At 40.5% G+C, this 20,373-nt stretch carries 17 protein-coding genes; 11 read left to right on the top strand and 6 right to left on the bottom strand.

Annotated elements, in window-relative coordinates; all coding sequences use genetic code 11:
- Window positions 1–120 precede the first annotated feature (120 nt).
- The 3 genes from rpe to trpS are packed head-to-tail and all read left to right on the top strand — an operon-like array spanning window position 121 to window position 2,525.
- Window positions 121–804, top strand: a complete 684-nt coding sequence (gene rpe / locus E5N72_RS00255) for a ribulose-phosphate 3-epimerase (RefSeq protein ID WP_135922737.1) — start codon at window positions 121–123, stop codon at window positions 802–804.
- Window positions 804–1,469: a phosphoglycolate phosphatase gene (locus E5N72_RS00250; RefSeq protein WP_135922736.1), complete on the top strand. Its 666-nt coding sequence runs from the start codon at window positions 804–806 to the stop codon at window positions 1,467–1,469. The genes rpe and E5N72_RS00250 overlap by 1 nt, the downstream gene beginning before the upstream one ends.
- A gap of 51 nt (window positions 1,470–1,520) precedes the next feature.
- Complete coding sequence (gene trpS / locus E5N72_RS00245) at window positions 1,521–2,525, top strand: tryptophan--tRNA ligase (RefSeq protein ID WP_063699907.1); 1,005 nt, start codon at window positions 1,521–1,523, stop codon at window positions 2,523–2,525.
- Between the two features lie 134 nt (window positions 2,526–2,659).
- Here the strand turns inward: trpS and E5N72_RS00240 are convergent, their stop codons facing one another.
- The 4 genes from E5N72_RS00240 to uvrA all read right to left on the bottom strand — a co-directional run bounded on the left by E5N72_RS00240 (window position 2,660) and on the right by uvrA (window position 7,993).
- Complete coding sequence (locus tag E5N72_RS00240) at window positions 2,660–3,553, bottom strand: TraB/GumN family protein (protein ID WP_135922735.1); 894 nt, start codon at window positions 3,551–3,553, stop codon at window positions 2,660–2,662.
- A 54-nt stretch (window positions 3,554–3,607) separates the two neighbouring features.
- Entirely contained in the window at window positions 3,608–3,799 is a 192-nt protein-coding gene (locus E5N72_RS00235) for a hypothetical protein (RefSeq protein WP_135922734.1), read from the bottom strand.
- A 303-nt stretch (window positions 3,800–4,102) separates the two neighbouring features.
- Window positions 4,103–5,161, bottom strand: coding sequence for a hypothetical protein (locus E5N72_RS00230; RefSeq protein WP_135922733.1), 1,059 nt, complete (start codon window positions 5,159–5,161; stop codon window positions 4,103–4,105).
- A 12-nt stretch (window positions 5,162–5,173) separates the two neighbouring features.
- Window positions 5,174–7,993 carry an excinuclease ABC subunit UvrA gene (uvrA, locus tag E5N72_RS00225; RefSeq protein WP_135922732.1) on the bottom strand — a complete coding sequence of 940 codons (2,820 nt, stop codon included), beginning with the start codon at window positions 7,991–7,993 and terminating at the stop codon, window positions 5,174–5,176.
- Window positions 7,994–8,155: 162 nt separating this feature from the next.
- On the opposite strand from uvrA, the gene E5N72_RS00220 reads away from it, so the two are divergent.
- The 8 genes from E5N72_RS00220 to E5N72_RS00185 all read left to right on the top strand — a co-directional run bounded on the left by E5N72_RS00220 (window position 8,156) and on the right by E5N72_RS00185 (window position 18,493).
- Window positions 8,156–9,523, top strand: coding sequence for an MFS transporter (locus tag E5N72_RS00220; protein ID WP_135922731.1), 1,368 nt, complete (start codon window positions 8,156–8,158; stop codon window positions 9,521–9,523).
- A 20-nt stretch (window positions 9,524–9,543) separates the two neighbouring features.
- Complete coding sequence (gene ssb, locus E5N72_RS00215) at window positions 9,544–10,236, top strand: single-stranded DNA-binding protein (RefSeq protein ID WP_135922730.1); 693 nt, start codon at window positions 9,544–9,546, stop codon at window positions 10,234–10,236.
- Between the two features lie 174 nt (window positions 10,237–10,410).
- On the top strand, window positions 10,411–11,733 hold the full coding sequence (locus tag E5N72_RS00210) for a site-specific integrase (RefSeq protein ID WP_135922729.1): 1,323 nt from the start codon (window positions 10,411–10,413) through the stop codon (window positions 11,731–11,733).
- Window positions 11,720–13,264: a site-specific integrase gene (locus tag E5N72_RS00205; RefSeq protein WP_135922728.1), complete on the top strand. Its 1,545-nt coding sequence runs from the start codon at window positions 11,720–11,722 to the stop codon at window positions 13,262–13,264. The genes E5N72_RS00210 and E5N72_RS00205 overlap by 14 nt, the downstream gene beginning before the upstream one ends.
- Entirely contained in the window at window positions 13,257–15,329 is a 2,073-nt protein-coding gene (locus E5N72_RS00200) for a hypothetical protein (RefSeq protein ID WP_135922727.1), read from the top strand. The genes E5N72_RS00205 and E5N72_RS00200 overlap by 8 nt, the downstream gene beginning before the upstream one ends.
- Window positions 15,329–15,856, top strand: coding sequence for a hypothetical protein (locus E5N72_RS00195; RefSeq protein ID WP_135922726.1), 528 nt, complete (start codon window positions 15,329–15,331; stop codon window positions 15,854–15,856). The genes E5N72_RS00200 and E5N72_RS00195 overlap by 1 nt, the downstream gene beginning before the upstream one ends.
- Before the next feature lie 16 nt (window positions 15,857–15,872).
- Window positions 15,873–16,319 (top strand): VPA1267 family protein, encoded by a 447-nt coding sequence (locus E5N72_RS00190; RefSeq protein WP_135922725.1) that lies wholly within the window; start codon window positions 15,873–15,875, stop codon window positions 16,317–16,319.
- Window positions 16,316–18,493 (top strand): AAA family ATPase, encoded by a 2,178-nt coding sequence (locus E5N72_RS00185; protein ID WP_135922724.1) that lies wholly within the window; start codon window positions 16,316–16,318, stop codon window positions 18,491–18,493. The genes E5N72_RS00190 and E5N72_RS00185 overlap by 4 nt, the downstream gene beginning before the upstream one ends.
- A 121-nt stretch (window positions 18,494–18,614) precedes the next feature.
- Here E5N72_RS00185 and E5N72_RS00180 read toward each other — a convergent pair whose 3' ends face one another.
- Together E5N72_RS00180 and E5N72_RS00175 are read right to left on the bottom strand one after the other, a co-directional pair.
- Window positions 18,615–19,208 (bottom strand): 3'-5' exonuclease, encoded by a 594-nt coding sequence (locus E5N72_RS00180; protein WP_135922723.1) that lies wholly within the window; start codon window positions 19,206–19,208, stop codon window positions 18,615–18,617.
- Window positions 19,205–19,945: a hypothetical protein gene (locus E5N72_RS00175; protein ID WP_135922722.1), complete on the bottom strand. Its 741-nt coding sequence runs from the start codon at window positions 19,943–19,945 to the stop codon at window positions 19,205–19,207. The genes E5N72_RS00180 and E5N72_RS00175 overlap by 4 nt, the downstream gene beginning before the upstream one ends.
- Window positions 19,946–20,373 lie beyond the last annotated feature (428 nt).

Raw genomic sequence — 20,373 nt, 5'->3', positions numbered from 1 at the left:
ATCTTAAAGGTTTTCTACTATTCAGCTAAGTATTTACCCTGTGTCGTACTGTTTTAATCAGTAAGCGATTAGGTTACATTAAGCGCTCCTTTAGCGTAGCAAATTATTATTGGATCACTCATGTTAGAAACCTTACAAAAGTATTTAATAGCCCCTTCAATTTTATCGGCTGACTTTGCTCGCTTAGGTGACGATGTCGATCGTGTTCTTGCAAGTGGTGCTGACGTTATACACTTTGATGTAATGGATAACCATTACGTACCTAACCTCACATTTGGACCAATGATTTGTAAAGCGCTACGAGATTACGGCATCACAGCACCAATTGATGTACATCTTATGGTAAAGCCCGTTGACCGCATTATTCCTGATTTTGCTGAAGCAGGGGCGTCGATTATCAGTTTTCACCCAGAAGCCAGTGAGCATATAGACCGCACTTTGCAATTAATTAAAGATAACGGCTGCCAAGCTGGATTAGTGTTTAATCCTGCAACAAGTTTAAGTTACCTTGAACATGTGCTTGATAAAGTTGATGTAGTGCTATTAATGTCGGTTAACCCTGGCTTTGGTGGCCAAAGTTTTATTCCACATACTCTCGAAAAGCTCCGCCAAGCACGTAAAATTATTGATGCTTCAGGTCGCAATATTCGTTTAGAAGTTGATGGTGGTGTCGGTGTTGATAATATTGCCGAAATAGCAGAAGCGGGCGCTGATATGTTTGTATCAGGCTCAGCAATTTTTAATCAACCAGATTACAAAGCGGTCATCGATGCGATGCGCAGCGAACTTGCGAAGGTTGAATAATGAAATACGATGCGGCATTTTTCGATTTAGATGGCACCTTGGTCGATAGCGTTTATGATTTATACATTGCGATGAACCTGACTTTAACCGATTTAGCGTTTCCGGTTGTTACACAAAAGCTAGTAGAAAGCTGGGTCGGCAATGGTATTGAAACCTTAGTTAAGCGTGCTTTGAGCGGTGACATGCAAGTAAGCGAGCATTTGGATGAAGCCCTTGCAGAGCGTGCTATTAATTTGTTTTATCAGCACTATGACCAGGTTGTGGGTGACTATAGTGCGCTTTATCAACATGTTGAAACGGGGCTTGCTGCACTTGCTGGTATTCCTAAGGTGGTGATCACCAATAAGGCACGCCGTTTTACCGAAAAGCTACTTGATAAACTCTCATTGACCAGTCATTTTCAGTTTATTGTCTGTGGCGATGATATGGCAAAAAAACCATCACCTGAGCCATTGCAATATGCTTGTCAGCAACTCGATGTCAGCCCTGAAAAAGCGGTTATGATCGGCGACTCAAAAAGTGATATTTTGGCAGCAAAAGCTGCAAATGTTGACGTTGTTGCACTCGGTTATGGCTATAACCAAGGTGAAAACCTCGCTGATTTCAATCCAGAGTACCTCTGCGAGAATTTCTTAGATATAATACCCGTTCTTACCCAAAGGTAAGTGCATTTTAAATTCGTCTTTTTAGTTTAGTAAAAAATATAAAGGAACATCATGAGTAAACCAGTAGTGTTAAGTGGCATTCAGCCAACCGGTGGTATGACAATAGGCAACTATGTTGGCGCTATTAACCAGTGGCTTAAGCTACAGGAAGACCACGAAAGTTTCTTTATGTTAGTAGATTTGCACGCCATTACAGTTCGCCAAGATCCAGAGCAATTACGCTCGCGCGTGCTGGACGGTATTGCGCTATATGCTGCATGCGGTATCGACCCAGAGAAAGCTGCGTTATTCGTGCAATCTCAAGTGCCAGAACATGCACAGCTGAGCTGGGTATTAAACTGTTACGCGCAAATGGGTGAGCTTAATCGTATGACGCAGTTTAAAGATAAGTCATCTAAACATGCGAATAACGTGAATGTGGGCTTATTCTCTTACCCAGTGCTGCAAGCGGCAGATATCTTGTTATACCAAGCGGATCAAGTGCCAGTGGGTGAAGATCAAAAGCAACACCTTGAATTAACACGTGATATCGCAACACGTTTTAACAACCTATACGGTGACGTGTTCAAACTACCTGAGCCGTATATTCCTGAGTTCGGCGCACGTGTAATGAGCTTACAAGATCCGCTGAAGAAAATGTCTAAGTCAGATGAAAATCCAAACGGTTACATCATGTTATTGGATGAGCCGAAGAAGATTGAAAAGAAACTGAAAAAAGCAGTAACCGATTCAGACGAACAAGCACGTATTTACTTTGATCGTGACGAAAAACCAGGTGTATCTAACCTACTTACTTTATTATCAGTTGCAACTAAGCGCTCAATCGAAGACTTAGTTCCTGAATACGAAGACAAAATGTATGGTCACCTGAAAAAAGACACTGCAGCAGCGGTTGTTAATATGATTGAGCCAATTCAAGCGCGCTTTAAAGAGATCCGTGAAGATCAATCACTACTTGATAGCATTATGAAATCAGGTGCTGAAAAGGCGAGTATTCGCGCTGAAAAAACATTAAAAGCTGTGTACGATGCGGTAGGTTTTATTCCTCGCCCGTAAGCTTGCAACAAATAATTGAAATAAAAATACCGCTTAACAGCGGTATTTTTTTTATTCATTAAAAACTCAGCACAATTAAAACAGTAAAAAAACACATCAGCGCGGCAGCAGTTTTGTCTGTTTTTTCCATTTTTTTATTCCTCATCTGTGTTCAACTGTTTAATTGCATAGCCTTTATTTTTTAATAGGCCTAACAAGCTATCTTCACCAGCCAAGTGGGCTGCACCAACGAGCACCAGCTCTTTTTGATGATTAGTAAAATAGCGCTCTATCTTACTAAGCCAGGTTAAATTACGTTGCTTAATTAACATTTCATAAGTAAGGGGATCACGTTGTTTTAGTGGTAGGGTAGTAAGCTGAGCCATTGCTTGCATATCGCCATTTCGCCATGCATAGAGCATTTCAACATACAGTTGCTGGAAGTCAGAAACTTGTGCCAATAGTGATTCTATAAAGGTATTCTCATCTTCATTGCCTAATTGTTTAAACAAATTTAACTGGAAAGCTAAGGTTTCAAGGTAAGCTATTTTTTTATTATCTTGTTTGGCCAGTTTCGCAAGATAGCTATCGACGCCTTCACCTAAGAGCTGCTGTTTTTGTAACTCTAACGACATGATTAGCAAGCTCACCATAAAAGGTCGAAAGCTATCCAGTTCATAGAGATGCATGCCATAGCTATTAAGCTGTAATTTTAATTGTTGCTTAACTTTTTCTGTCAGTTTGCTACTTAAGGTTTCACCTGCTTGATAGCTAAGAGCTTTAAGCAGGGTTAGTTGTGCCGAGCTATCGCTTGGTGCAGGTACATCGGCTTCAAGCACTAAGGTATCTATCAGTTTATAAGCCTGATTAAATTCAGTGGGAAGTGGCAGCTCTTTAGAAGGTAAAATATGAATTGAACCAGCAAGATAAATATATTCATCACCTTTACTTACCTGCCAAATGGCACTTTTAGCGATGCTAAAACTACTTGCTAATAAGCCTGATGTAGCAATGAATGAGATGAGCAAGTATCGAGTTAATGTTTTCATTATTTTAGCCTGTTAATTGATGAGGTTTGCCCAGCATGCTGGGCAAACTAGCTGTTAGTTATTGAGCTGTTGTTCAATTTGGTGATCAATTTTATTGTTCATTTGCTCAATAGAGGCGGCTATAGATGTCTCTAACTGTTGATCTAGTTTTTGAGCACCTTGATTATTTAGTAAAGTGTTCGGTGCTGTAATAACGAGTGCAGCGACTGCTAGTAGTGGCATCATTTTTAAAATTGAATTGCTCATAATGTAATTCCCTTAATTGGTTGATTGGTTTTATCAACGAGGCAAAAGTGGTTGGTAGCCCGTTGATGGAAACTACAATAGCGAGGAATTCGGATAGAGTCGCTTATCTAGTTCTAAGCGATTTATTTATAAGGTTTTTAAAATTTAATTAAAACAATTTCAATGGTTTAAGTCCAATCCTTATGGGCCGAAATAAGGTTTTAAAGGATATTATTTTTGAGGGTTTGCTTTATCGAGGGCTATTATTCTTTCACTGGCTGGCAGAAGCGCAGCAAGCCTCATTAATAAAAGAGGATTACTGCGTTACTTTGCAACAGGGGTAACGCCTGGCGAGTCACACGCAATGACTTCAAATCGATAGCCATATTCAGCATTGTGATCAGGGGTTACTTGCACTATTTCGTAATCATTCAGCTCAACAGCTTTACTGTTTTCAGCCTTTAAACAGCGCGAATAACTATCGGCCTCAAAGCTGTAAGCAAACATGGCAATTAAGCGTTTGCTGCGCTCAAAGTAACCTTTACTATCTAAAAACTGACGTAGATTTTCAGCCGTTTCGTTATCAGCTTGTATGTTTATATCACGGCTAGGTACCTGAGCTTCTTCGTTGATGTCAGGAATTTGTTGCTCAATTTTTTCACTGAGTTCTTCAACCGCTTTTTGCTGCTCTTCACCTGACTCTTTGGCAATGACTTTGCTATCGATAAAGGTACTGACCATGTTGTCGAGCACTTCTTCAGGTGGCTTGTCATCAAGAAACGAAATTAAGTTAATAAATACTACGGTTGCTAAAATAAAACGCACGATGGCGGTTAATAGCGGCGAATAGCTTTGACTTATAAATTTAACTCGCTCAGAGCCAAATGGTTTTATCAGCAATAGAATAAAAATATAAAAAGGCAAAAAGAGTTGAAATAACAATAATGTACCTAGTGTTATTCCCAGCGCCCAAGGCGGTAAATATAACAGAGTGGCAAAGTTATGTGTGTAGTTAAAATGATTGGCAGAAACATGGGTTACATCATTTACTATGCCGCTTGCACCTGCCAATACAAAGTTAGCGATACTAGCATAGAAGATTAAAATCAGTGCTTTGCCGGCAAGCGAGTGCCAAAGTTGGTTAAACTTGGGCCAAAATTCAATAACAAGCGCAATAATGGTGATGGTGGCACTTAACCAGCCCGATTGCAGAACAATCAGGCTGCTTAATGCTAAAAGATAGAGCTTTTGTGCGGTACTTAAGTTAAACCAAATGGCCTGTAATCGTTCAACCAGCCTCGTTTTATGAGGCTGCCAGCTACGTTGCTGTTGTTGAAACTGTTTATTAGCGCGCCATTTTGCAATTTTTAAATACCTACGCACGCAATATCCTTTTTATAGTAGTGGTTTTAAGTACCTTCCTGTGTGTGAACGCTCACAGTCAGCGACGTCTTCAGGTGTACCTGAAATTAAAATTTCACCACCGCCTGAGCCACCTTCTGGGCCTAAATCGACAATCCAGTCTGCGGTTTTGATCACATCAAGGTTATGCTCAATAACAACAATGGTATTACCGTGATCGCGTAAGCGGTGAAGTACTACTAATAATTGCTGAATATCAGCAAAGTGTAAACCCGTAGTTGGTTCATCAAGGATATATAAGGTTTTACCGGTATCGCGTTTTGAAAGTTCACGAGCCAGTTTCACACGCTGTGCTTCACCACCTGAGAGGGTTGTTGCAGCTTGACCTAAGCGAATATACGACAAGCCAACATCCATTAACGTTTGCAGTTTACGTGCAATGGCCGGGATTTTATCAAAGTAGTCACGGGCATCTTCTACGGTCATTTCGAGTACTTGGTGAATGTTTTTACCTTTGTACTGTACTTCGAGGGTTTCACGGTTGTAGCGTTGACCTTTACATACATCACAAGGCACATATACATCAGGTAAAAAGTGCATTTCTACCTTGATCACGCCATCACCTTGGCAAGCTTCACAACGACCACCTTTAACGTTAAAGCTAAAGCGACCGACCTTATAGCCACGTGAACGGGCTTCTTGCGTACCCGCAAATAGCTCTCGAATACCGGTAAAAATACCGGTGTAAGTGGCAGGGTTTGAACGTGGAGTACGGCCAATCGGGCTTTGGTCAATATCAATCACTTTGTCAAAATGATCTAGGCCCTTGATCGACTTATACGGTGCTGCTTCTGCGGTCGTCGCGCCATTTAACTCGGTATGAGCCAGCTTAAATAAAGTGTCGTTGATAAGCGTCGATTTACCTGAGCCTGATACACCTGTGATACAGGTCATTAAGCCAAATGGAATACGTAAATCAACGTTCTTTAAGTTGTTACCTGTGGCACCAAATAACTCAAGCCATTTGTCGGTAGTTTGATGGCGAGTTTCTGGTACTTCGATTTTCTTTTCACCAGAGAGGTACTGACCGGTGATAGAATCTTTGCTCGCTAGAATATCGTCATGGGTACCTTGTGCAATAACATGGCCGCCATGAACACCGGCACCCGGGCCGATATCGATAATATGATCGGCAGCGCGAATGGCATCTTCGTCATGCTCAACCACAATGACGGTGTTGCCTAAATCACGTAAGTGAATAAGGGTTTTTAGTAAGCGGTCGTTATCGCGTTGGTGCAAACCAATTGATGGTTCATCCAGTACGTACATAACACCAACAAGGCCTGCACCAATTTGGCTTGCTAAACGAATACGCTGAGCTTCACCACCTGAGAGGGTGTCAGCGCTTCGCTCAAGTGATAAGTAATTAAGGCCTACATTAATTAGGAAAGATAAACGGTCGCGAATTTCTTTGAGGATTTTATCGGCAATTTGGGCACGTTGACCTGTTAGGCTTAAGCTATCAAAAAATGCCATGCTTTCACCAATACTCATTGTGGTGATGGCAGGTAGATTGGTTTGGCCAATAAATACATGGCGAGCTTCTTCGCGTAATCGAGAGCCATGACAGCTTGGACACGCTTGGCTCGTTTGGTATTTAGCCAGCTCTTCGCGCACCGAGTTTGATTCTGTTTCGCGGTAGCGGCGGTTCATATTATTTAAAACGCCTTCAAACTCATGGTTACGCGTAATTAAGTCGCCACGGTCGTTACGATAGTTAAAGGCAATTTTAGTTTTGCCTGAACCTTCAAGAATAACTTTTTGTGCTTCTTTACTCAGATTTTGAAACGGCGCTTCCAAATCAAACTTGTAATGCTCCGCGACGGCTTGCAGCATTTGGAAATAATAAAAGCTGCGTTTGTCCCATCCTTTAATTGCGCCGCCCGACAAGCTTAGCTCTGGGTTTTGTACTACACGGTTTGGATCAAAATACTGACGTACACCTAAACCATCACAGCTTTGGCATGCACCTGCTGGGTTATTAAACGAGAATAAACGCGGTTCAAGCTCGCCCATTGCATAGCCACAGGTTGGACAAGCAAAGTTAGCTGAAAACAGCATGTCTTCGCTAAGAGAGTCATCCATTGCCGCTACATGAGCTATACCGCTTGAAAGCTCAAGCGCCGTTTCGAATGATTCAGCTAAACGCTGTTGTTGGCCATCTTTTACTTTAAAGCGGTCAACCACAACTTCGATAGTGTGCTTTTTATGAAGCTCAAGGGTTGGTGGATCTGATAAGTCACAAACTTCGCCATCGATACGGGCACGAATAAAGCCTTGGCTTGCAAGTTGCTCAAGCAGCTTAACATGTTCACCTTTTCGGTCTTTCACAACTGGTGCTAATAGCATTAGCTTGCTACCTTCAGGTAGCGCTAAAACCGTATCGACCATTTGGCTGATAGTTTGTGCTGCAAGCGGTAAGTCGTGAGTAGGACAGCGTGGCTCACCTACACGGGCAAATAATAAACGTAGGTAATCGTAAATTTCGGTGATGGTTCCGACTGTTGAGCGCGGGTTATGCGAGGTTGATTTTTGCTCAATAGAGATTGCAGGCGATAAACCTTCGATGTGATCCACATCGGGTTTTTCCATCAGCGATAAGAACTGCCTTGCATACGCAGAGAGTGATTCAACATAACGACGTTGCCCTTCTGCATAAAGCGTATCAAACGCTAAAGACGATTTTCCTGAACCAGATAGGCCAGTGATAACTATCAGCTTATCACGGGGAATGGTTAGGCTGATGTCTTTTAAATTGTGCGTACGGGCGCCTCGGACTTCAATGTTTTCCATGCTATCTCGTTTTGTTACCTAATTATTTTTTCAGTATCTCACAATACGCGATAAGATTAATCCTTGATCAAAGAAAAAATCATCACTCACAGGTGATTATTTAGTTTTTGCTTGTGGTAGAATCCACGCTCACATTTTAACAGACAGCAAGATCAGTAATTCATGACAGCATCTTCACTCAACTCTCGAGAAAAACGCGCTGCCGTTTCGTTGGCGAGCGTATTTGCATTTCGCATGCTTGGCCTATTTATGCTGATGCCAGTATTGGCAATTTATGGTCAGCAGCTAGAAGGGTTTTCGCCACTATGGATTGGCTTTGCTATCGGTGCTTATGGTTTAACGCAAGCTGTATTACAGATACCTATGGGCTGGTTATCGGACAAAATTGGTCGTAAAAAAGTCATTATTGGTGGTCTTTGTGTGTTTGCGCTTGGTTCTGTGATAGCGGCAACAGCTGAGTCAGTACAAATGGTGACGTTAGGGCGTGCATTACAAGGCATGGGCGCAATAGCCAGTGCATTGTTAGCACTGGCTTCTGATCTAAGTCGTGATGAACAGCGTCCAAAAGTAATGGCCGTCATTGGTATGTGTATTGGTATGAGCTTTGCCGTTGCTATGTTACTTGGGCCAATAGTAGCCGCATCATGGGGTGTTGCAGGAGTATTTTGGCTTACCGCAGGGCTGGCGCTTTTAGGTATTTTTATCGTGTTGTTTTTAGTGCCAAATGCAGTTAGTAAAGCCCCAAAAGGCGACACGCTTGCAACACTTGATGACATAAAGCAACTTATTAAACACCCACAATTAGCGCGCCTTGATTTTGGGGTGATGCTGCTTCATCTTACATTAACTACCGTATTTGTAGCATTACCAGGTCAGCTTATTAAAGATGGATTGATTGCAGATCATCATTGGTATTTATACATACCTGTATTATTTTTAGCATTTTTCTTGATGGCACCTATGATGATAGTGGCTATTCGCAAAGAAAAAGAAAAACAAGCATTCATTGGTTCAATCGCACTGCTGGTGTTAAGCATGTTAGCCATGTCGCTATGGGTTGATTCGGTGATTGGCATTGGTATTTGTATGTTGGTTTACTTTATTGCTTTTAACTTTTTAGAAGCCACCATGCCAGCTCTTGTTTCGCGTATTGCCCCTGCAAACCAGAAAGGTTCTGCAATGGGGGTGTTCTCATCAACGCAGTTTTTTGGTGCCTTTTTAGGCGGTTTATTGGGTGGCTATGTTGCCCAAGCATTAAGTGCGCAAGCAGTGTTTGCGGCAGCGGCACTTGTTGGGGTAATATGGCTTATCATTGCTTGGAATATGCAAGTCCCACCAAGAAGTAAAATAATTAGCTTAATGACCGAATTAAGTTCAGAGCAGCAAGCACAAGCACTTGCTTCTCGTCTTGTTGCTTTACCGGGCGTCATTGAAGCAACGGTTGTTTGTGATGAAAATCGCAGCTATTTAAAGATTAATGACAAAGAATTTGACCTAGACCAAGCACGTAAAGTTGCTGGTTTAATCTAACGTTTTATAGGAGAAGTTCCATGGCACGCGGTGTGAACAAAGTTATCTTGGTTGGTAATTTAGGCCAAGATCCAGAAGTACGTTATATGCCTAATGGCAATGGTGTAGCGAATATCAGCATTGCTACGACTGATAGCTGGAAAGATAAAAACACAGGGCAAATGCAAGAGCGTACTGAATGGCACCGTGTTGTGTTATTTGGCAAACTAGCTGAAGTTGCTGGTGAGTATCTTCGCAAGGGCTCACAAGTTTATATTGAAGGCCGTTTACAAACGCGTAAATGGACTGATCAATCAGGCCAAGAAAAATACACCACAGAAATCGTGGTAGATATGGGCGGTCAAATGCAAATGTTAGGTGGCCGTGGTGGCGATCAACAGGGTGGCGGCTATCAAGGTGGTCAATCACAAGGCGGTTACCAAGGTGGTCAACAGCAAGGTGGCGGTTACGGTGGTGGCTCACAACAAGCACAAAGCAATAATAGCTATGCACCACAGCAACAGTCTGCACCAGCACCACAGCAACAACGTCCACAGCAGTCAGCGCCGCAACAACAAAACAATAACCAATACGGTGGCGGTTATGGTGCTCCACAGCAAAGCAGTGCACCACAACAAGGCGGTTTTGCTCCTAAGCCACAAAATGCACCACAAGGCGGCGCATCAAACCCAATGGAACCACCAATCGACTTTGATGACGATATCCCGTTCTAATTTCTGGTATATCTAAAACTGTGTAATTAGTTTTTTAAAAGCCCTCTCCAGACCTTGTAGATTCTACCTTATCTGAATTTGTGAAGTCCGGAGAGGGCTTTTTTTTTGTGTAATAAAAATTAGCTTCTAAAAATAGTTGTGCTAGTATATTTTTTGTGTAACAAGGAGCTGGTTATGAGAGTTAAAGACAACATCTTTTCAGATGGAGAACGACGTCCTCTGTTAGTCGATGACAATGGTGAAATCGACTTTTGGACAACTTTGTATTTGAGCGTCGAATATAGAGGTGATGGCAAGGCCTCGACGATGAAGAACGAATTATACAAAATAGAAGTTCTTCGTAAGTGGGAAGCGCATACTGGCAGGAATATACTGGCTGAGTTCCGTCAGCAAGTATTTCTCGACAAACAAACTATCTTATCTATCAAACGCTTCTGTGGTTATTCGATAAAAGAACAAAAAAAAAGCTCCAATAAGGTCGTTCATTTTTCACGTGTTGCGAAAAGTTCTTCGGCATTAAGTTCTGTAAGCAAAGAGTTTCAGTATCAACGTATGCTGACGATTAATCAGTTTCTAGAGTTCTGTGCGAGAGAAATCTGTAAGTTCAAACCAAATGCTGGTGAGTTGAACCGTAGAATAGATGATATGTGTTCACTTTTTAAGAAGCACTACCCTAAGGGATTATCCAAGGGCTCCAAAGTAACCCACGCCGAAACTGAAATTTTGGACTATTTTCTCAAAGTGGCTCACTATAGTCATGAATTAAACCCATTTTCCAACTTCAAGCTGAAGTTTCGAAACTATCTCCTTATTCAGATACTTTATTGGACAGGTGTTAGGCCATCTGAAGTATTGGCGTTACGTCTTGAAGATTTAGAGCATGATACAGAACAACCTGCACTCCTGTTTAGAAGACGGCACGACGATAAATACGACCCTAGAGAAGATCAACCCACCCTAAAAACACAAGAAAAAGAACTCGTCATTCCGAAGTGGCTTTATGATGATATTGAGTTATATATAAGGCAGATCAGACCTTCTTTTGCAAAGTCGAAAAGTCATCCCTACTTATTTGTATCCCACAAAGGAAACTCTGGTACAGCTATGGGGAAAGCATCATTTACAGACTTAATATTTAAATTGAAACAGGTAGATAAGCGTTTTGAAAATGTTCAGCGCCGAGGGTTTCGTATTTATTTCAACGAAAGAATTACAGATAAAATTGATGAGCATAATGAGGCGATTCGCGACAAAATTCGTGAAGCAGAACAAAAAGGTTACCTTGAAGAAGCGAGATTGCTCAAGCGTGATATTATCTCTGAAGCGGATGAGATAGATACTCGTATGCGATTGAATGGACATGCTCACGAGGAGAGTGCGAATGCTTACCTCCAACGACACGCTAGGAGAACAGCGAATAAAGTCCAAAAACAAATGATGGAAGACCATAGCCAAGTAATTAAAGGAATAAAGGACGCAAGAAATGGCGCTAGTTAATTATCAAAAAAGGACTGAAGTTCGCACTAATAAACTTGGGTATGACTTTGACGTATGTGATAGCAAGTGGAGGCTAGACAATTCAACAGTTATAAATTGGAAATTATTGCCAAATGACTGTGAAGCGATATTCATACATGGGTTTAAAGAACAGCTTGCGGATTGGGCATGCGAGTTATCCCCCAGTAGTTGCGAGATTATTTTCACTACAATCCTGAGTCTTTTGCGAAAAACAGGTGAAGTAAAATTGACGCTTGGTGCTGTGCAAAATTACCTTTCGATGCTCGATAGTGCTAATGAGTACAAGCTTGGCTCTATTCGTTCTTTTCTTCTTAATTGGATTGATAAACAAATTGAGGGAATCGATCCAAAACTAGGTTCTTGGCTAGAGCAACTTACACTGAAAGGTATGAATAAAGGTGTTCCTGTAGCCAAAGGTTGTCCATTCACCGGGGCTTATTCTATGCAGGAGCAACACGCAGTGCTTAACTGGGGCGTTAATGCATTCATGGACGATAAGCTTTCGCTTCGAGATTATTGTTGGTTGCTACTAAATCTCTACCTTGGCGCTCGTCCTACTCAATTTTGTCAATTTCGAGCGCGTGACCTAAGAATTGAGAATAATGGTGCTGAGCAAAAGTTCGTGCTGGATATTCCGCAAGCAAAAAAACATGGTCAAAGGAACTTTAGAGATGACTTCGTAACTGTTGAGATTGATGAAGAGCTTGCTTTACTTTTTACTAATCAGGCGAAGGCAACATTAAGCTTAATTGAGAAGCAAGTTGGCGAACTACCAGAAGAATTGAAAGGGGAAATGCCAGTATTTGCTGCTCCACGTAAGATAAGCTCGTTAGTTTCAGTTGGTGATCTTAGAGATGGGTTGACTAAAAAGCCAGATAGAATACATATGTCGAGGAATGTTGCAGTGAAAATTTTGTATTCTTTGTCTGTTAAATGTGATGCCAAATCTGAAAGATTAGAAGGTGAGTATATTCACTTAACAGCAAGGCGCTTTCGCTATACGTTGGGCACAAACGCGGCTAGAAGAGGTTTGAGCTTGTTTGTTATAGCTAAAGTACTTCACCATTCAGATACGCAAAACGCCTCGGTATATACGGAGAACGTAAAAGAGCTAACGGAAGAAGTTAATGAAGCTCTAGCGCCTGTTTTAGCTCCATTAGCTCAAGCATTCTTAGGTCAACTTATTGCTAGTGAAGCTGATGCCATAAGGGTTAATGACCCTCGTTCAAGAATCCACAACAGAAATGGAAATGCGGTTGGAAATTGCGGTTCATTTGGGTTTTGCGCTACAGGTGGCCGCGCATGTTATACGTGCGCAAAATTTCAGCCATGGGTTCATGGGCGTCACCAGGTAATACTTGATGACTTGCTTGAGGAACGTGAACGATTAAAAAGCAAGGGAGCGTCGGCTTACGTGTTGCAATCTACGGATAGAACCGTCTTAGCAATTACACAGGTAATTCAACTATGTGAGAAAGCGAAGATGGATGAAGGAGTAGTCAATGGATAAAAAGGCAAGTAACGTTATAAATATTTGGCAAGCTAAGCAAGAAAGAGATGGTCGAGATAACCTGGCCGAGTTTGTCAACTTCGCTAAAACAGAGCTCACCTTATACAACGAGCAAGGTTGGGAGGCAGAACGTTGGAAACCTAGTAAAGGGCAGGCACTTGTTTTTGGCTTTCAGGAAGAGGGAAACAATTACTCCGAAGTTGAGTTGTTTAAGCAACCGTACCTTAATTTCGTGAAGGCATTTATTAAGCAGCAAATGACCATCAAAGAAATTACCTCCGCTCACATTTGGATATCAATGTTTCGTTTATTGTATAAGGCGCTTCTGTCTCAGTATCCTAACCAAGCACCATGCATTCTGAATGTTAATGGCCAGACATTGAAAGAGACAAATACACTGATTGAAATTGAAAAATACTCTCCGATGCGAAAGTACCACATTGGCGGAAAGCTAAAAAACTTGGCTGATTGGTTGGTAAACAATAATTTCGTATTAACTTTGCCTAAGTACAAAAACCCTTTCAGGAAACCTGCACATACGGCAGAACAGGTCAGTGAAGAAGGTGATAAATTCCGAGAAGAACGCTGCCCTACAATGCATGAAATGCTTACGTTTGCTGATTGCTTTTCCAAAGCTGAAACTGTTGCTGATAAGTACTATACATCAGCATTAGTGTTACTTTGCTTCGCTCCTGCACGTATAAATGAATTAAGTGGCTTAACAATTCACTCTCTCCAAGAAGGAGATGATGGCGGCTGGTACCTTGTTTGGTATGGCTCTAAAGGGTTTAAAGATCATAGGAAGGGTGTACCAGAGCTTATGTTGGATGTAGTCAAAAAGGCCTTTCAGACGTTAAAAGAAATAAGTGAACCAGCAAGACAAGCTGCAAAGTGGGCTTATGAACACCCATCTGAATTCTATCGCCATGAAGGATGTATAACGGCAAAAACTCATAGTGAATCTATGCAAATGAGCCAAAAAGAGTTTGCCTATGCAATGGATGTCGTCGGTACATTACATCATACAAACAAAGAGGTTATAAATACTCCAGTTAAATGGATAAATGCCTTTCTGGCCAAGAATGAACTCACTTACGAACGCTTAAATCAGCTAGTACACGATAAATATAAGAAAAATGATTGGCCCTACAATCCAAAATCTGAAAGGCCGGTATGGGAAAACCTGTTATTGATAAGAGATCTTGAACTAAAACCACGCTCCAGTACAAAGCGTTTCAGTTGGGTGATGCCAAGTGTCGATACCTTCAATAATCAGATTTCAAAAAAAGACAAAAAAATGTCTACTCTTTGGGAAAGATTTGGTGTGTTTAACGAAGATGGAAGTGTGATTAGTTTGACCACTCATCAGTTTCGAGTTTGGTTAAATACACATTGTAAGCGAGGTGGTGTTGACGACTGGAAGATAGCGCAATGGTCTGGGCGAGCTGACATGAAACAAAATGCCGCATATGACTTACGTACTGCTCAAGAGAAAAACCAACTGGCAAAACAACTAATGGTGACCAGTTACGAGGAATCGCCTTCCGCACTAGCTTTGACAAAGGCGAATTTACCAGTTCCTTTAAAATCACTTGGCTTTAATCGTGAAGGGGTTGCTGATTTTACGGGCATAGGTTTTTGTACACATGATTTTGCTCAAACGCCATGCACAAAAGCGGGAGAATGTGTTACCTGTAAAGAGCATGTTTGTATGAAAGGTGTTCCTGAAACGTTAGATGAGTTAGAGCACTTAGAGAAACTCATATCAGAGCAATATGTTGCTGCCCAAAATGCTGCTGGAGATAGTGTATTTGGGGCAGATAGATGGGTTACTCACTTAGGTTGGAAGTTGGCACATATTCGAACTCTTATTCACCGTATGACAGACGATGAGCTTGATGACGGAGCTATCATTCGGATTCCAGTTGAGCATGATCCTTCACCCACAAAAAGAGCTTTAGAAGATAAAGGACTACAAAGTGAGTTTGGTGGTCAAAAAGACAATCAGGTTGCTAAAAACGCAATTGGTGGTGCAACTATGAGCCAATTATTGGGGATATGCTGATGCCTAGAATCGTAATGACTGACAAAAATATCCAAGTCATGGTTAGAATTATCAACGAGTGGAATCACAAATTGTCGATGAAAGCTCTTTGTGAAAATATAACTAAGCAATTGGGTTTAGATAAGCAAATATCAAAGAAGACATTGCTTGAAAATGAGGATGTTTCCAATGCTTACTACGCTAGGAAAGAGTGGCTCAGAAATAATAAATATACGACACCGAAATCTAACGATTTAAATCTGCAAAATGCGTTTGATGAAATCGATAAGTTGAGGGCTGAACTAGAGAGTACTAAGGCCAAGAACAAGGCGTTAATAGAACAATTTGTGCGATGGCAGTATAACCTATACATGATGAGCATCAACATGGATCAACTGAATTGGGAGCTACCTCAGAATGTGGCGATGGATAAAATTATGGAAGTCCTCAAAGATGCGCCGTTACCACCTAATGTAGATGCTTATAAATTGAATGAGCCTATGCCTCAAATCACTCGTGCGGACGATAATAAGCTCAAAAGAATATAAAGGTTAAAGAGTAACAGTGGCAGTAAGTAAAGGACAAAATGGTGCGCAAGTTGCGCAAAATAATCTCGAAATATTCAGTGGCTGGGCTGCGGCTCAATCCCATGATGATTTTATACAAATCATAAACAGGGGTAAGCTAAATCGCAGGGATATTGCGGCTGCATGTGGGTTTGGTACAAGCGTATTTTCTCAGAACAAAAATGTAAGAGCCGCGTTGAAAAAGCTTGAAGATCGACTTCGAGCAGATGGAGTATTGCCACCAATTGCGGTTAAAGCTACAGATAAAGAATCCAAACAGTATGATAACTCATCACGTAAAATAGCTAAGTTGGCCTCACATAATGGTAATTTGGAGCGTGAAAATATTGAGTTAAAGGCCAAAGTTAAGTTGTTAGAAGCAAAATTAGAAAGATTTTGCGAATTAAACGAGACCTTAGCCGAAATGGGTTTTATGCAACGATGAATGAACATGAAACATCGGACAAGTTTCGTGTAACGAGTGTCCCTTATAAATCACTTGATTATGTCATATTTACAGGTGTGCCATTGCATCAAGACTCCTATAGAGTCAAAAGCGGCAAGTATTCAATAAGCGTTAAAGCCAGAATCGAGTCTTTACCAATTGCACCTCAACCTGGTCAGCACTGGAATGTGCAAGGCAAGAGTACAATTAGTAAGCAAGACCGCAATGGATATTTAATTGATCAACATACTTACGATTCACCAGAACACGCAGAATGCAGCCTTCCAGAAACAGGGGAACAGCTCATTAAATTTATTGCAAATGAAAGTGATTTTAAAGGTATCGGCGAGAGTAAAGCTAGAGCTCTTTGGGATGCTTTGGGAAGGGATTTTCACACAATTGTTCGTAATGGTAATGATTCATCGAGAAAACGTCTTAGAGAGCACCTGACAGATGATTCTATAGATGCATTGTTTCATGGGTATAAAAAATACGCTAATTTGCGTGACTTCAATTGGATGTCAAACAAGAAAATACCAGCATCAGTTCAGCAACGCCTCATCAAATATCATGGTGAAAAAACGTTAAAACGTCTTCGACGTAACCCATATCTTTTAATGGCTTTTGGCATGTCGTTTGTTCAGACCGATGAATTAGCTCGAAGTGAATTTAGCTGTAAATTAGATGATGAAAATCGGCTTAGTGCCGCCTTAGAGGCTGTTCTTGCTGATGATGTAAAGCGAGGTAATACGTATACACCACAAAAATACCTTCGTGCAAACCTGATTAAATTACTTAATGACAAGGAGCTTGTAGAATTAGCATTCAAAGCTGGATATGACAAAGCTCAATATTTATTAAATCCGGACACAGATAATTTTCATCAAACGGCTACGTTATTGATGGAATCAGTAGTTGCCAAGCGCTTGTTAAAATTAGCGAATTCAACAACAAGCCGTTTCGATTCGGAAGCTAACAAAGCATACTGTAAAGCGTTGTTAGAGTTACCCTACGAGTTGACAGAGAAGCAACATGAAGCTGTAACTACTTGCTTGGGTAACGATATATCATGTATTACTGGAGGCGCGGGGACTGGTAAAACTACAGTGTTGCGTACAGCACTAAGAGCGTTTGATTCTATGGGATATCAAATTCATGCAGCGGCTCTTTCTGGACGAGCGGCAATGCGCCTGAGGGAAAGCATTGGTTTTGATACAACAACAATTGCTGGCTTTCTTAGAAATGAAGCAATAGTGCCTTGTGAAAAGCAACCACTTCATTTACTAGTTATTGATGAAGCTTCTATGATTGATGTTCCCACCATGTACCGTATCGTGAATCACGTTCACCCATCGGTGAGGATTATTTTATCAGGTGATCCTGACCAACTGCCACCTATAGGCTGTGGCAAAGTATTGGCTGATATTGTGGATTCTAATGTAATTAAGAATACAGCTTTAGATATCGTTAAGCGTCAGGATGGTCATTCAGGAATACCTGAATATTCAAGAATGGTTAATACTGGTCAAATTCCGTTGGAATTGAGCATTGGAAACATTTTTTTTCATGAAACCGACAAAAAATTCATTGTAGAACAATGTACTAAATTATATGCGCAATCTCCAAATTGTAGCAGAGTAATGGCTCCAACACGTAAATTAGTTGAAGATCTAAATGCTGGAATTCAAAAAAGGTGCAATTTTGAAGGTGAGCTTCTTCAATTCATGATGGATGGAGATAGTTATCATCAAAACCTGAGAAAAGGCGATGAAATTCTGTTTACTCAAAATAACCATTCATTAGGGTTTCAAAATGGCTCATTAGGTAAATTGATTAGCGTCGAGTTTGATGAAGAAAGAAAACTGTATGGCAAGATTGAGCTAGATACTGGAGAAATAATCGACATAACTCAGCCTGTTTTAGACTGCATTGAACTGGGTTATGCTATTACATTGCATAAAGCTCAGGGGTCTCAATTTCCGCGTATCATAGTAGCCATAACTAAAGGCCGGATAACTGATAGGGCTTGGTTATATACAGCTATTACTAGAGCTGAAACGGAAGTTCACCTAGTTGGTAGTGCTGAAGAATTTGAAGTTATAATTAGAAATATAAGCAATGCTAACCGAAGACGTAGCTTCCTTCTATCGTTACTGAAAAATCATAAGAACTAGTCGAAAATACATGTGCAGTTAGGTGTTTAAAAATGTATTGATTACAGCTCAACTACACTTTTTTTGTCAAAGCCGCTCACTCTTATGTTGTAGATATCTTTAAATTATATTTGTTTATATCTCAGTAACTAATTTCTTCTAGCGAAGATGAAACTAAAGCAAATAACTTCGCTGTATTTCGAGCATCATCAAGCGCCCTATGGTGAGTGCCTACAAATGTACCAAATGAAATTTCGATGGCTTTTTTTAATCCAACTGGTTTTTTTAATTTACAGGCTCTTCTATATGCCTGTTTCAAGTTCAATGTATTTGATGGAGAAAATGGTGTTAATTGGTGAAAAGAACAGTCTATGTTGATTTGAGTTAAATCATATGATCCCCAAGTGACTAATAGAAGCTCATCGTCCGATGGTAACCAATTCAGAAAATCCTTATAGATATTTTGAAATGGCTCAGATTCCTCCAATTCAGATTGTTTAATACCTGTGAGTTCAGCGCAAAAATTACTGATTACAGGGTGTCGAATTGGTCTTATGAGAGATTGAAATTCATCAATAACCTGATAGTGTTTAGTATCAATTAATACTGCGCCAATCTCTATAGTTTCTCTCTCTTCCCTAGGAATAGAGTTGTTGCTTGTGCAAGTATGCTCTATATCTAATACTACGACTCTCTCAAGAGAGTTTTGAGAACAAAAACGATGGACTTTATTCATTCTACTGAATCTTTATATTTAAGGTTCGGGAAAATATTTAAAAGATGTATTTTTACCTGTTCTAATAACTCTTCCTTGTTCGTCGCTTCTCGTTCTATAGATACCGATATCGCACCTTTCCCATTGTGACCAATGAATGCGTCGTTAAATCCCGCTTCATATAGACGGTTATCAATATCATCCATACTGAGCGATGTGTCACCAACATTTAGGTAAATTGTGATTTCAAATACTTCCAAGGCTTTACTATCGCCACTTGCTATATACAAACTGTCAAATTTAGCTTGAGCTCTTAACCAGAATGCGTCAGGCATTCCAGTAACAGTTCTTAGCTTGTTCGCTAAAACCTCAGTAACCGGGACTTCCTTCTGCATAAAGCCATAAAACTGCTTTTCAGGTATGTCTAAGCTGTCGATAACCTCTTTTTCGTCTAAACCATTTGCTAGGGCTTCGGTCAAATATAAATCCTTGAAAAACGTTGCTGGATGCAATGATTGTTTATTGTTGGGGACGTTAACAAAGCCGCTAGCATCAGTATCTTGGTCAATAGAAATTAAATCTTCTACTAATGCGTCAATCTCTAGCCTTGGCGGCGAAGATATATTTGAATTGGCACAATTGATTTGTCTGAGTTTATTCTTGCTTCTTTTTCTTGAAGACCGAATATCAACTCCAGGGTTCTTAAGTGAGCCAGTTTTAAATGGGTTTGCGCGTTGTGGTTTACTTTCTTTTGCCATGTTAAAAAATATCCAAGGCGTTTCTAACAAAGGCTAACATAACTATAAGAGAAAGCAGTATTTCGATAACATTAAGATCAGAATGAAGGCTTATTTAAGTATTTAGATCAGAATGAAGGCTTCATTCTGATCTAGAGTCAGCTAACTTATTATTTTCCTATCAGAATCAAGCCTTAATTAAGCGTCTAGATCTAAATGAAGCCTTATTTCAATATTTATATCAGGATGAAGCCTTGATTCTAATGTAAAACCAAGTTTGTTTATTTTCTGGCGATCAGAATCAAGTGCTTAATTAAGCGTCTAGATCTAAATGAAGCCTTATTTCAATATTTATATCAGGATGAAGCCTTGATTCTAATATAAAACCAAGTTTGTTTATTTTCTGACGATCAGAATCAAGCGCTTAATTAAGCGTCTAGATCTAAATG

It is taken from the genome of Pseudoalteromonas sp. MEBiC 03607 (assembly GCF_004792295.1).
GTDB lineage: Bacteria > Pseudomonadota > Gammaproteobacteria > Enterobacterales > Alteromonadaceae > Pseudoalteromonas > Pseudoalteromonas lipolytica_C.
Note: the sequence above shows the minus strand (reverse complement) of the source record. Positions and strands in the feature narration are given on the sequence as shown.